This window comes from Trichococcus palustris (assembly GCF_900114465.1).
GTDB classification, from domain to species: domain Bacteria; phylum Bacillota; class Bacilli; order Lactobacillales; family Aerococcaceae; genus Trichococcus; species Trichococcus palustris.
Map to the genome: position 1 here is coordinate 1 of NZ_FOTD01000010.1, position 12323 is coordinate 12323.

Genomic DNA, 12323 nt, shown 5'->3' on the forward strand with positions numbered 1-12323 from the left:
GCACCATCCGCTACAACGAGAAGTGGGAACAACAGAAAAAAATAATTAAAGATTTGCTTTCGGATGAAAAGACTGGCGCGATCTACGGAAAACGGAAGATCGATGTAGAACCAGTGTTCGGATTCTTGAAGGCTAATTTGTGCTTCACTCGATTCTCGGTCAGAGGAAAGGAGAAGGTGCGCAATGACTTGGGATTTGCGCTTATGGCAGTGAACATGAGGAAATACGCTGTTCAGACAGCCCTCCTTGGGAGGGAATCTGCACCTTGGCCCTCGAAAAAAGGTTCCAACCACCAAAATTCGGTGATTGGAACCTTTTTTAATTCATTTCAGCTAGTTATGTCCCAGCCCCATCCTATTTATTTGCATTTACGTTTGACGCTTTTCCGGATCTAAAGGGTCTTCAGGGATTCCTCGATGGGATCCAGATCTTCCGCTTCCGTAACGGGTGCTTCAACCTCTGCATCAATCACTTTTTTGGGAGCGTCTGCGGCTGCCACTTTTTCCTTCACGGCGTCGGTCGTTTCTTTCACTTTCTCTTTGACCTGTTCTGCGGTATCCTTTGCCACTTCCTTCACCGTATCGACGGTTTCGAATAGCGTGGTTTTCACAGTTTCAGAGGCTTCCTTGGCCGCATCGGCGACAACGGAACCTTTTTCCTTTGCCGTTTCCGTATAGTCCATCACTTTGTCCATGGCTTCATCGGCCTTTTCCGCCAAATCTTTCCGTAAATCCTTGCCGGTTTTCGGTGACATCAGCAGCGCGATACCCCCGCCGATGACAAGCCCTTTGATAAAACTAGAAAATTTTCCCATTTCCTGTTCCCCCTTCATACCTACGGAAGCGAACCACTTCCGTTGCTTTCACAACAAACGCCAGATGATAGAAACGATGATGATCCTTCGTGGCTAACTTAAAATCAAAGCGACTACTTTACACAATCAGTATAAGCCACACGCAAAATTATACAAAATGATAACCATTCATAAAGTCATGCCAAGGAATAAAAAGGGAATCGCCAAAGATAGTTCCGGGTGATTCTTTTTAACGAAGGCAAACTGATCACTCAGTGGTCGGCGTTTTTTGTGATAGAAGGCGGAGCCCCTTATCGATACCGTCTTCTTCCTTTTCGACCGTGGTTTTCTCAAGGGACTGAAGCTGGTCTATTTTCTGCTGGTTACGTGGCTGTACAACTTGACGGTCAATACGATGGACTACAACTTGGCGTCCGTCATCGGCATTTCATGCTATTGAGAATCATATCAATATCGTGTACAGCATATTCGCTAACCGAATATTGTCCGTTTCCCATTGCCCATTCCAAAAGCAGACCCCTGGAGGTTCGCAGAATAAGCGAAGAAATTTCGCCTGCAGAATAGCCGGTCATTATTTCTTTGTCATCTATTGCATTTTGAACCAATTTCCTTAAGCAAGTATGAAATGCACGAGTACTTTCTGTAACGTATTTACCTTCGTTTTTGACCTGTACTCTCAGCATTTGTGCATAAATTTTCGCTCCAAGTACCTCTGCAACGTTTGTCTGTTTATAGATCAGATATTTGATAGCCTCTGTATTTTTTTCGAAATTATTCAAAACGAACTCTGTATTTACGTAGTTATCGAACGTTGGGTAGGATTCCATCAATATTTCCTCTTTTGAGGAGTAATACCTATAAAAATTTCCTACTGCAATATTCAAAGATTGACATATATCGGTAGTGGAAACTTTTTCATAGTCATTGCTTTGAAATAATTCCAGGGCTTTTTCTTTGATTCTATTTTTAGTTTCAATAGCCTGCAATTGTCTTGTCGTGAATTTCTTTTCCATTTTTTCCAACATCCCTTCTATAAAAAGTAGCGTAGGGTTCGAAAATCAGCAATATTTCTGATTATCGATGATACGCGACATAAGTGTTGTAATAAAAATAAACAATCTTCATTCTGGGCCAAAACAAAAAATCCTTTACAATGGTTGATAAGATGACTTACCCAAGACCGCTATAAAGGACTCAATTCAGGGATAAGCATAAACGAAAAACATCATTTTGTAAACGGATAGCGCCGGTCTTTTCTGATAACCCACTACTTCACCTATACCCAACTCTATGACCGGATAAATGAAGCATTCGATTATAACAATTTTATGTATTGACTTTAGCAAATAGAATCGTTAAAATTATTTTAAGTGAAAAAAGTTCAATGAAAAATTTTCATCTAAAGGGGTCATGAGGAGGCGCGAGGGGAAAACTAAAATGATGGTAGATATTTTGTTGCAAGCACATTGTTTTAGGATAAATGTAAACGCAAACATCCTCTTGGTGAGTAAGGTTATGTAATGAAAATGAAATTTGAAAATGGGTAAAGGAACTTCAACACTTAATAATGCACAGTTTTTCAGAGAACGATAAATGAAGCAGGTTGGATTTTAAAACATATTTTATTGATTTGTTATGTGATTAACATAACAAAATCTGTTTTCGTCATAAGATAAAAAATATTTGAAAATTCAAAGGAGGAATTGTTAATGGGTAGAGTTACGGAGATGTTAGGGATAAAATATCCGATTTTTTGTGGGGCTATGGGAGGCATTTCTAAGCCTGAATTGGTGATTGCAGTATCCGAAGCCGGTGGTATGGGGATTTTGGCAACAGCTGGAATAAACCCTGAAGCAGTGCGTCAAGACGTTCGAAAAATTAAAGAAAAAACAAATAAACCTTTTGGTGCAAATATTGCGATCATCTCTGGAAATGTAGAAGCGGTGTTAACCGTTCTTTTAGAAGAAGGGGTGAAATTCTTTACGACTGGCGCAGGTAATCCAATTCCACTGATCGCGCCTATTCATAAAGCGGGAGGAAAAATTTTCCCTGTCGTGCCATCTGCCCGTGTAGCTAAAAAGATGGAAGAAAGTGGGGCAGACGGAGTAGTGGTTGAAGGAACAGAAGCTGGTGGACATGTAGGGGAAGCGACCACGATGACCTTAACACGACAAGCGGCTGAGATCGTCGATATTCCGGTTATTTGTGCAGGCGGGATTGCGGATGGACACGGTATCGTGGCGGCATATGCGCTAGGTGCAGACGGGGTTCAGTTGGGGACAATTTTTGTAGCATCAAAAGAAGCGCCCATTCACGATAATTATAAACAAGCCATTCTCAATGCGACAGATACGTCGACAATGGTTTCAGGTCGTCGTGCAGGCGGACCAATTCGTATCGAGCGCAATTTAGCTTCACGTAAACATATTGAAATTGACCAAGATTTGAAGGCGGGCGTGAAGGAAATCGAAGGCTATACTATTCCATCATTGATTCGTGCCGCCAATGAAGGTGATGTGGAAAACGAAATTGTCACATATGGGCAAATCGCTGGATTAATTCATGAAATCAAACCTGTCAAACAAATTATTGAAGATTTGTTCAGTGAAGCAGAAGAAGTGGTAAAAAACTTAGATATCAATAGATAGAATATAACCCCAAAAGCCATATTTTTGCATATGTGTGGGGAGTAAGGTTTCTCTGGGGAAGGAAAGGGAAGATTTTATGAAAAACATTGTAGCGATTGTCGGAACAAATTCAAAAAAGTCAACCAATCGTCAATTATTGCAATATATTCAACGGCACTTTGCGGAGTCAGCCAATATTGAATTAATTGAAATAAATGATGTTCCATTATTCACTAAATTTAATCGTGGTAAATATCCGGAATCCGTTCTGACAATTTCACAGAAAATTGAAGCAGCAGACGGAGTGATTATTTCGTCGCCAGAATATGATCATGCTATAACAGCCTCGTTAATGAATTTATTGGAGTGGCTGTCTCTTGGCTTGTATTCTTTAGTGGATAAACCAGTCATGCTAACTGGAGCATCTTATGGGCGATTAGGTTCTTTAAGGGCTCAAGGACATTTGCGTCAAATTTTGGATGCACCTGAATTGAAAGCGAGAGTCATGCCGAATTCAGAGTTTTTGGTCGGTAATTCTTTAGGCGCTTTTGATAAAAATGGCGATTTAAAAGATCCCGCATTGGTCAAACAGTTGAATGCCTTGTTTGAAGACTTTATCTATTTTGCTGAGATCACAAATAAGCTTTCAAAAGCACGCCAAGGCAATATAGAAGCTGCTAAGGCATTTTCTTGGAATAAAGAATAGAAAGGAGAATCAGATGATGAAATTTTTAGGAATAGTTGGTTCAACATCGGATATTTCGTTTAACCGTATTTTATTGAAATATATTCAGCGGCGTTTCGACGATAAATTTGAACTTCAGCTGGTAGAAGTCAAGGATTTTCCTTTGTTTAATCAGGATATCCCATTGGAGGAAGTGCCTTTGGTTTCTGCAGTAGCGCGCAAGATTGAAGCGGCTGATGGCATTATTATTGCTACTCCAGAACATAATCATACGATTTCAGCTGCATTGAAATCGTTTTTGGAATGGATGTCGTCAGATGTGCATCCTTTTGATGGCAAGCCTGTGATGATAGTCGGAGCCTCTTACTTTGCTTATGGATCTTCCAGAGCACAGTTACATCTGCGTCAAGTTCTTGATGCACCTGGAGTCAATGCTGTTGTGCTGCCAGGCAATGAATTCTTGCTCGGTGATGTAAAAAAAGCTTTTGATGATTTTAATAACCTAAAAGACCCGGGAACCGTCAAGTTTTTAGAAAATTGTCTCGATAATTTTGTTCGTTTTGTAAAAATCATTAATCAAGTGGCGGATAAAAATTATGTAGAAAAAGATGTATCTGTTTGGGATGAAGAACTGCCTAATATTGAAGTAGATGTTATTTCAGGAGCTTCAGAATCTTATTAGATTAAATGATAACTTGGAAAATGAAAGGATGAAGAAATGATGGAAAGAACATTTTTAACCCCTGAATTTGGTCCTCTATCCGGAATTCGTGTGCTGGGAAGCGGGAGTGCAGTGGCTATGCCGTCTGCCGGGAATATGCTAGCTGACCTCGGAGCTGAATTTATCCATATTGAGCGTCCAGGTAAAGGTGATGTGACCACGCGTACATTATCGGATATTTGGCATCAAGAAGCTCGAAATCGCTTAAGCTTAACATTAGAATTGGACTTGCATATACCAGAAATGAAAGAGACTTTCATGGAACTGATCAAAAAATCTGATGTTTTCATGGAAAATCAAGTATGGTTGGATAAATTTGGCATTTATGATGAAGAGCTATTGGAAGCCAATCCTAAATTAGTGATCGCGCATGTGTCCGGGTTCGGATCAGAGGCATTCGGCGGTGCTGAAGGATTTACAGGACGTGCGTCATATGACATCATCGGCCAAGCTTTTTCAGGATACTTAAGCTTAAACGGTAATGAAGAAAAGCCTTATGTTGAAAAGCCATACACGAATGATTTCGTATCAGCGTTATGGGTTGCCTTTGGTGTAGTATCTGCCTTGCGCCATGTTGAGAAAACGGGTAAAGGTCAAATTATTGATGTTTCCCAATATGAGGCGATGGCACGAATTACTGCCGGTGAATACGTTAAAGCGCAAAGAACAGGCAAAAACCCAACGCGCAGTTTCGAGAACGATTCCATTCAACCGTTTGGTTTATACCGTGCAAAAGGAAATGCCTTTGTAGCAATAGCGTCAGCCAGTCCAGGGGTTTATAACCGAGTGCTTGAGGCTGTAAGCTTTGATCAGGAGGCTTATCCCTTCAAAGAAGTTGCGATGGGAGCAACGAACTTACAATCAGAAAAAGGACAAGAGTTTGATGCTAATTTCAGAAAATGGTGTCTGGATCATACTGCAGATGAAATTGACGAAATCATGTCCCGATATCGTGTGCCTTGTTCAAAAGTGAATACGATGTTGGACGTTCTTGAGCATCCTCATTTTGAAGCACGGGATAACTGGGTAGAGTACGAAAACAAGCAGACTGGGTTTAAAGCGAAGAGTTTCGGAGTTTTCCCTAAATTTAGCGAAACACCTGGTAAAGTATGGCGCGGAGCTCCGGATGTCGGTGATGATACTGAGAGAATTCTTAAAGACATTCTCGGCTTTTCCGATGAAAAAATCCAAACATTAAAAGATAAAAACTTGATTTAATCAAATCAGCGAAACAGTTTGAAAGTTAAACAATGCAGATTGCATTGTAGCCTGGCTTCCTGAAACGCCTGACTAGAATAAGCCCTAAAAGAAGGAACAAAGCGTATTGAATAGCTTTGTTCCTTCTTTTGACGTGCACTCGTATTCTCAAGCCTAAAACCATTCCGGAAGGTCATGCCAGGGAATAAGAAAAGCTGAACGAACCCGTTCAGCTTTTCTTGCGATAGAAGGCGGTCGGGCGGCCGACAGTGCCATATTCCAGCCGCATCTCGATGACCTGCTTGCTCTCCAGGTAATGCAGATATTTACGGACCGAAACGTGGGAAAGGTTGGTCAGGTTCGTGATATCGCTTACGGTAAAATCACCCGCCTGCTGGTTGATGCATTCCAGAATCAACGCCAGCGTAGAAGGGGTGAGCCCCTTATCGATAGCGTCTTCTTCCTTTTCGATCGTTGTTTCTTCAAGGGACTGAAGCTGGTCTATCTGCTGTTGGGTAAGGGGACTTCCGGAGTGTAGCAGTTCCTGCCGCTGCAGAAACAAAGCGATGCTCTTCTGGAATCGTTTGAACTGGAAAGGCTTCAGTATGTAATCGACAATCCCGCACTGCAAACCGATCCGGATGGCCTCCTGTTCACCGGCGGCGGTGATCATGATCAGATCGGCGGGATATTCCCTTTTCCTCAGCGCCTTGATCAGGTCCAAACCGGAATTTCCCTTAATCGTGATATCGACCAAAAGTAAATCATAGGTATATTTGCTGGTCAGGCGAATGGCTTCATCAAAGCTGTCGCACGTCCCTGACACGACGAAGCCCGGTATTTTTTCCAGATAACGCCGATTGATCGACAGCACCATCGGATCATCCTCTACGATCAAAACATGGTAGACCATCAGTTTTCCTCCTTTCGATATTCTGTTTTTAGACAAACTGAAAGCCAATGATCCCTGGTTTCGATGTCCATCTGGCCGTTCACTTTTTTCAACAATTGCACAATGAAGGGGGCGTTCAATTCTGCCGTCAGTTGCTCTTTCAATGCGTTATCCAGCTGCAATTCATAGGTGGTCTCCAGTCGGTCGTCCCAAAAACCGAAGTGGATCTGCAAGCCATTTCCCAGATCATTGTCCAGAATGAATTGGTTTAAGGAGCGGACAATGTTGATCCAGCACTGGACGGCCGTATTGTCTGTTGTCGGCGGTATATCGGGATAGACCTCGATCATAAACGGAACATTTTTTTCAGTGAATTTGCTGCGTTCGCCGATCAGGAAACCGGCGATGACGGGATTCTTGACTAGGTAGATCATCCGTTGGGAAAATTCCTGTGCCGGCTTCAAAATTTTACTGAGGTACACTTTCAATTCATCGTATTCTTCCAAATCGGTCAAACCATAGATCACATGCAGCTTGTTCAAAAAATCATGCGACTGGGTTTGCAGCGTGGTGGCGTAGGTTGCCGTGTTGAAAAGTTGATCCGTCAGCAAATAGAGTTCCGTAGCGTCACGCATGATGATGATCTGACCGATGATCTTCTTGGAGACGATGATGGGCGCGACGGAGAGCAAGTAATCCACGCCGTTTTGATGATAGATTTTATCGATTGTCTTATTCTTCTCATTCAACTCGCCCAGTTCCTTCGCTGTTGGCAAAAAGACTTTTATGGAAGTTCCCTCGATTTCTTTATCGGGAGAGAGGGAGTGGAACATTTTTTTTGCCTCGAGGTTGGATAATGTGATCTTATTGTTTTTGTCGGTAACGATGATGGCATCTTTTGTGTTGTCCAGCATCGCGTTGCGTTCCTCCAGCAGCCTGGCTATTTCGGTAGGCTCCAAATTATACATTTGGTTTTTGAGGTTGAAAGCAGTGAAGATCGCGGCGGCCACACCGAACAGCAAGCTGACCGCGAAGCTGACGGAGAAGGGCTGCATCGTTTTTTTCGCGATCGAAGCGAGCGTTGTCGTCTTGATGCCTATCGCGACGACGCCAATTTCCACGTTTTCCGCATTGAAAACCGGGACGAAGGCGCGAAGCGATTGTCCCAGCGTGCCTTGCGCTATTGAGGTTGTCTCTTGTCCCAAAAGGGCGGCTTCTTCATCGCCGCCCTGGAAAGGGGCGTTGATTTTTTCCGGATCGGGATGGGTCAAGCGGATGCGGTCCATCGTCATGACCACGACAAAGTCCAATTGATATGTTTCGTTTATCTGATTGGCATATTCCTGTATTTCTGGATTGGTGGCACCGGCGCTGAGAGCGGCGGAAACGATCGGCTGTTTGGCCACAATCTCTGCGATGGTGAGGAGTTGCTCTTCTTCCTGTTTTTGTGTTGTCTCTAGGATGCGATTCGTCAGCAACAGGTACAAAATGCTGACCGTCAAAGCCACGGTGATCAAAACCATCAACGTGAGCTTCACCCATAAACGCTGATTTTTCCATTTTTTGTTCATATACTAAATCCCCTTCTTGCTTGCATAGCCATTATATCATGATGAAAAGTAGGCGTTCTCAATTTAATTAATTTAATAACACTTAAATTAATTAAATAATCTATTTTAAATCTGTAAGCGGTAGCATAATGAAAACAGGTTAAAGAAAGCGCTTCATAATCGTAGTTTTAATTAAAAGGAGGAGAAAGACAGTGAAAAATACGTCTAAAGAAATGGAACTTGAAAAGCTGCCGGGCATTGCGGAGTTGACAGTTTTTGATAGGTTCAAGGGTATGAAGGTAGGGGCTATTCCGTTGCCGACCTACTTAGTGATGTCAGCCATTATTTTAGCTTCTGCTTATCTGGGCGAACTGCCCGTCAATATGTTGGGCGGCTTCGCGGTCATTTTAAGTTTGGGTTGGCTGTTGGGAGGGATCGGTGCTAGCATACCGGGCTTGAAGAACTTCGGGGGTTCGGCCATCCTGTCGCTGATGGTGCCATCGATTATGGTATTCATGAATATATTCAACCAAAATACGCTGGATGCGGCGAACATGCTGATGAAGCAAGCTAATTTTTTATACTTCTATATTGCCTGTCTTGTCTGCGGCAGTATTTTAGGGATGCACCGCAAGATTTTGGTGCAAGGGCTGATGCGGATGATCATTCCGATGGCTGTCGCCATGATAGCCGCTTTGATTGTAGGGACGTCGGTCGGTACTCTATTGGGGCTAGGCTTTAAGCATACTTTGTTCTACATCGTGACCCCGATTATCGCTGGGGGAATCGGCGAAGGCATATTGCCGCTATCGCTTGGCTACAGTGCCATTACAGGCGTCGCAAGTGGAGATCTGGTAGGGCAATTGATTCCGGCAACCATCATCGGTAACTTCTTCGCCATCATCTGTTCAGGTGTTTTGAATCGTTTAGGCGAAAAATATCCTGAGAAAAGCGGAAAAGGCCAACTGGTTAAATTAAGCGGCAATGGTGATGATACGATGGCCGATGCCATGAAAGAAGACAACAGTCCCTTGGATATCAAATTGATGGGAGCCGGCGTTTTGACTGCCTGCACACTCTTCATAGCCGGCGGATTATTGCAAAGGCTTACAGGGTTCCCTGGTCCGGTTCTGATGATCCTGCTCGCCGCAGCCATCAAATATTTGAGCTTGCTGCCGAAAGACGTGGAAAAAGGATCGAAGCAGTTGTATAAATTCATTTCAGGCAATTTCACCTTCCCATTGATGGTCGGCTTGGGCTTGCTGTACATCCCGTTGAAAGACGTTGTCGGCATGCTATCTTGGCAATATTTTGTAGTCGTGATTTCAGTCGTCTTGACGGTCGTTTTGGCAGGCTACTTTGTCGGCGGCAAAATGAACATGAACCCAATCGAAGCAGCCATCGTTACTTCGTGCCAAAGCGGCATGGGTGGAACAGGCGATGTTGCCATCCTGTCAGCTTCCAATCGTATGAATTTGATGCCTTTTGCACAAGTCGCTACACGCCTAGGCGGGGCCATTACGGTTATTTCAATGACAGCTTTACTGAGATTCCTTTTTTAATCTAACATAAAAACAAAAAATCTAATGACAAACGAAAGAGAGCGTGTTCAAAATGACAGACGTAAATGAAAAAGCATTGGCAATCAGCAAAAAATTAGGCGGTAAATTAGAAGTCATCTCAAAAGTTCCGATCGAAACGATGGAAGATCTAAGCATCGCCTACACTCCGGGAGTTGCTGCGGTATGCATGGCGATCGCCAACAATAAAGAAGCCGTATATGAATACACGACAAAAAGAAACCTGGTTGCCGTCGTAACGGACGGATCGGCCGTCTTGGGATTAGGGAACATCGGGCCAGAAGCTGCCATTCCAGTAATGGAAGGAAAAGCCGCGCTGTTCAAACGCTTCGGAAATGTCGATGCCGTGCCGATTTCATTGGATACGCAGGACGTTGAAGAAATCATCTCCCATGTAGTAGCCATCGCACCTTCTTTCGGCGGCATCAACCTGGAAGACATCAGTGCACCGAGATGTTTTGAAATCGAAAGAAGACTAAAGGAACTGTTGGATATTCCGGTATTCCACGATGACCAACACGGCACTGCGATCATCGTGCTTGCAGCCCTATACAATGCCTTGCGCTTGACCGGCAAAAAAATAAACGAAATCCAAGTGGTCGTCAATGGCGGCGGAGCGGCCGGCATGGCAATCAGCGAAATGTTCCTGTCTGCAGGCGTCAAAAATTTGATGGTCGTAGATAAAAGCGGTATCATTTCCGAAACGGATCCAGAATTAGTCGAACGACATACCGAAATTGCCAAGGTGACAAACAAAGCGCACAGAACCGGCACATTGAAGGATGCTGTGGTAGGAGCCGATGTATTTGTGGGCGTATCCGCACCGGGCGTCTTGAAGAAGGAATGGATTTCATCCATGAATGAAAGACCGATCATCTTTGCGATGGCGAACCCGACCCCTGAAATCTTCCCCGACGAAGCAAAAGCGGGTGGAGCGTACATTGTCGGTACCGGCCGCAGCGACTTCCCGAATCAGATCAACAATGTCCTGGCGTTCCCCGGCATATTCAGAGGAGCATTGGATGCCCGTGCGAAAGACATCACGATCGAAATGCAAATTGCGGCTGCGCAAGGGATCGCAAGCATCGTCAGCGATGCAGACTTGAACGTGGATAACATCATGCCGGATGTCTTTACTCCGGGAGTGGCTGATGTTGTGGCAGCCAGCGTGAAAAATGCAGTGAAGAAAGAACCGGTCCTTGTATAAGGGATAAAAAATAAAAGAAAAGAAGGGTGCTGGAACAGTCCAGTATCCTTCTTTTCTTCCACAAAGGTATGCAAACCTGTTCCCGACTTCTCCGGGGCCTGTTTTTGTTCATCTTGCCGGTGGAGTGCTTTTCCTTTGTTCTCAATGCATCTACCATATATACAAAAAGAAGTTTACTCTGGTATGGTTAAATCATTGAACCGAAGTCATTTTTTCTGACAAAACCATAAAAACGAGGTGCATAAGAATGAGTAAAAATAATCAAAAGATGGGTTTCAGAGTATATGAAGATATTCCGAGGCCTGAACCCGAGTTGCTGGAAAGATTGAATAAATTTACGGTGCCGGAATTATGCGACGGGATGGATGTCTTCCGGGCGATGGATTACCGCATCAAGCCGATGGTGACAACGGAAAAAATTATCGGTCCTGCGGTGACTTTGCAGTTGATGCTCGGCGACAGCCTGATGGTGCCGAAAGCTCTCTCTGTAGCGAAACCTGGGGATGTGATCGTGATCGATGCCAAAGAAAGCTGCAATAATGCCGTTTGGGGCGACAATCGCAGCCACGTAGCCAAGAAAATCGGTCTTGCCGGAGTAGTGATCGACGGCGCTTTCCGGGATATCGAAGAGAATGAGGAACTGGGCTTCCCTATCTACGCCCGGGCGAACACTTGCGGCAGAAGCACAAGAAGCGCAAAAGGCGAAGTGAATGTGCCGATTTCCTGCGGAGGTGTGGCAGTGCGCCCTGGGGATATTATTGTAGGAGATCGCAACGGCGTTTGCGTGATCCCGTTGGAGCATGCGGAAGAAATTATCCAAGCCACACAAAAACAAGTGGACAAGATGGAAGCTCAGGCCGCTAAATTCGAAGAAACGGGTCAGATCATCCCGGACGGCTTAGCCGCTGAATTGGAAAAATTGGGTTATTAGAATAAAATAATAAACAAGCGAATGGCCGTCCAGAATTGGGTGGCCATTCGCTTGTTTTGCGGGTTTCCTTGCCTAATACTTGTGACGAGGGCAATCCCGCCGCGCTCCTCCGGCGAACG

At 44.1% G+C, this 12323-nt stretch carries 11 protein-coding genes and 2 pseudogenes; 9 read left to right on the top strand and 4 right to left on the bottom strand.

The annotated features are described in order from the left end of the window. Window positions 1-242: pseudogene (locus BM101_RS14565) on the top strand (transposase); the annotation flags it as partial. Window positions 243-391: 149 nt separating this feature from the next. On the opposite strand, the gene BM101_RS07885 reads toward BM101_RS14565, so the two are convergent. Further along, a complete protein-coding gene (locus BM101_RS07885; protein WP_177194443.1) occupies window positions 392-814 on the bottom strand; it encodes a YtxH domain-containing protein in 423 nt (140 codons plus the stop codon). Between the two features lie 355 nt (window positions 815-1169). On the opposite strand from BM101_RS07885, the pseudogene BM101_RS14570 reads away from it, so the two are divergent. Continuing rightward, window positions 1170-1241, top strand: a pseudogene (locus BM101_RS14570) (sugar ABC transporter permease); the annotation flags it as partial. Here the strand turns inward: BM101_RS14570 and BM101_RS07890 are convergent. Then, window positions 1231-1839 (bottom strand): TetR/AcrR family transcriptional regulator, encoded by a 609-nt coding sequence (locus BM101_RS07890; protein WP_087033865.1) that lies wholly within the window; start codon window positions 1837-1839, stop codon window positions 1231-1233. The pseudogene BM101_RS14570 and the gene BM101_RS07890 overlap by 11 nt on opposite strands. A gap of 684 nt (window positions 1840-2523) precedes the next feature. Here BM101_RS07890 and BM101_RS07895 point away from each other — a divergent pair. The 4 genes from BM101_RS07895 (at window position 2524) to BM101_RS07910 (ending at window position 6065) form a co-directional block, all read left to right on the top strand. Further along, window positions 2524-3462, top strand: a complete 939-nt coding sequence (locus tag BM101_RS07895) for an NAD(P)H-dependent flavin oxidoreductase (protein ID WP_087033864.1) — start codon at window positions 2524-2526, stop codon at window positions 3460-3462. Window positions 3463-3538: 76 nt separating this feature from the next. Then, the gene (locus tag BM101_RS07900) at window positions 3539-4147 is read left to right on the top strand and encodes an NADPH-dependent FMN reductase (protein WP_087033863.1); all 609 of its coding nucleotides are present in this window, start codon (window positions 3539-3541) and stop codon (window positions 4145-4147) included. A 13-nt stretch (window positions 4148-4160) separates the two neighbouring features. Next, window positions 4161-4808 (top strand): NADPH-dependent FMN reductase, encoded by a 648-nt coding sequence (locus BM101_RS07905; protein ID WP_245825808.1) that lies wholly within the window; start codon window positions 4161-4163, stop codon window positions 4806-4808. Window positions 4809-4844: 36 nt separating this feature from the next. Next, complete coding sequence (locus BM101_RS07910; protein ID WP_087033861.1) at window positions 4845-6065, top strand: CaiB/BaiF CoA transferase family protein; 1221 nt, start codon at window positions 4845-4847, stop codon at window positions 6063-6065. A gap of 208 nt (window positions 6066-6273) precedes the next feature. Here the strand turns inward: BM101_RS07910 and BM101_RS07915 are convergent, their stop codons facing one another. Both BM101_RS07915 and BM101_RS07920 read right to left on the bottom strand, forming a co-directional pair. After that, window positions 6274-6957 carry a response regulator gene (locus BM101_RS07915; protein WP_087033860.1) on the bottom strand — a complete coding sequence of 228 codons (684 nt, stop codon included), beginning with the start codon at window positions 6955-6957 and terminating at the stop codon, window positions 6274-6276. Continuing rightward, a complete protein-coding gene (locus BM101_RS07920; RefSeq protein ID WP_087033859.1) occupies window positions 6957-8507 on the bottom strand; it encodes a Spo0B domain-containing protein in 1551 nt (516 codons plus the stop codon). Before BM101_RS07920 ends, BM101_RS07915 begins: the two co-directional genes overlap by 1 nt. Before the next feature lie 272 nt (window positions 8508-8779). Between BM101_RS07920 and BM101_RS07925 the strand changes: the two genes are divergently transcribed. From BM101_RS07925 to BM101_RS07935, 3 genes are all read left to right on the top strand, one after another. Further along, complete coding sequence (locus BM101_RS07925; protein ID WP_245825814.1) at window positions 8780-10048, top strand: 2-hydroxycarboxylate transporter family protein; 1269 nt, start codon at window positions 8780-8782, stop codon at window positions 10046-10048. A 52-nt stretch (window positions 10049-10100) separates the two neighbouring features. Then, a complete protein-coding gene (locus tag BM101_RS07930) occupies window positions 10101-11273 on the top strand; it encodes an NAD(P)-dependent malic enzyme (RefSeq protein WP_087033858.1) in 1173 nt (390 codons plus the stop codon). A gap of 247 nt (window positions 11274-11520) precedes the next feature. Further along, window positions 11521-12204: an RraA family protein gene (locus BM101_RS07935; RefSeq protein WP_087033857.1), complete on the top strand. Its 684-nt coding sequence runs from the start codon at window positions 11521-11523 to the stop codon at window positions 12202-12204. Window positions 12205-12323 lie beyond the last annotated feature (119 nt).

Excerpts from the sequence above, each read along its gene's own strand:
- BM101_RS07885 (WP_177194443.1), bottom strand. The coding sequence starts at position 814 with ATGGGAAAATTTTCTAGTTTTATCAAAGGGCTTGTCATCGGCGGGGGT.
- BM101_RS07890 (WP_087033865.1), bottom strand. The coding sequence starts at position 1,839 with ATGTTGGAAAAAATGGAAAAGAAATTCACGACAAGACAATTGCAGGCT.
- BM101_RS07910 (WP_087033861.1), top strand. The coding sequence starts at position 4,845 with ATGATGGAAAGAACATTTTTAACCCCTGAATTTGGTCCTCTATCCGGA.
- BM101_RS07925 (WP_245825814.1), top strand. The coding sequence starts at position 8,780 with ATGAAGGTAGGGGCTATTCCGTTGCCGACCTACTTAGTGATGTCAGCC.
- BM101_RS07905 (WP_245825808.1), top strand. The coding sequence starts at position 4,161 with ATGATGAAATTTTTAGGAATAGTTGGTTCAACATCGGATATTTCGTTT.
- BM101_RS07920 (WP_087033859.1), bottom strand. The coding sequence starts at position 8,507 with ATGAACAAAAAATGGAAAAATCAGCGTTTATGGGTGAAGCTCACGTTG.
- BM101_RS07915 (WP_087033860.1), bottom strand. The coding sequence starts at position 6,957 with ATGGTCTACCATGTTTTGATCGTAGAGGATGATCCGATGGTGCTGTCG.
- BM101_RS07900 (WP_087033863.1), top strand. The coding sequence starts at position 3,539 with ATGAAAAACATTGTAGCGATTGTCGGAACAAATTCAAAAAAGTCAACC.
- BM101_RS07935 (WP_087033857.1), top strand. The coding sequence starts at position 11,521 with ATGAGTAAAAATAATCAAAAGATGGGTTTCAGAGTATATGAAGATATT.
- BM101_RS07895 (WP_087033864.1), top strand. The coding sequence starts at position 2,524 with ATGGGTAGAGTTACGGAGATGTTAGGGATAAAATATCCGATTTTTTGT.
- BM101_RS07930 (WP_087033858.1), top strand. The coding sequence starts at position 10,101 with ATGACAGACGTAAATGAAAAAGCATTGGCAATCAGCAAAAAATTAGGC.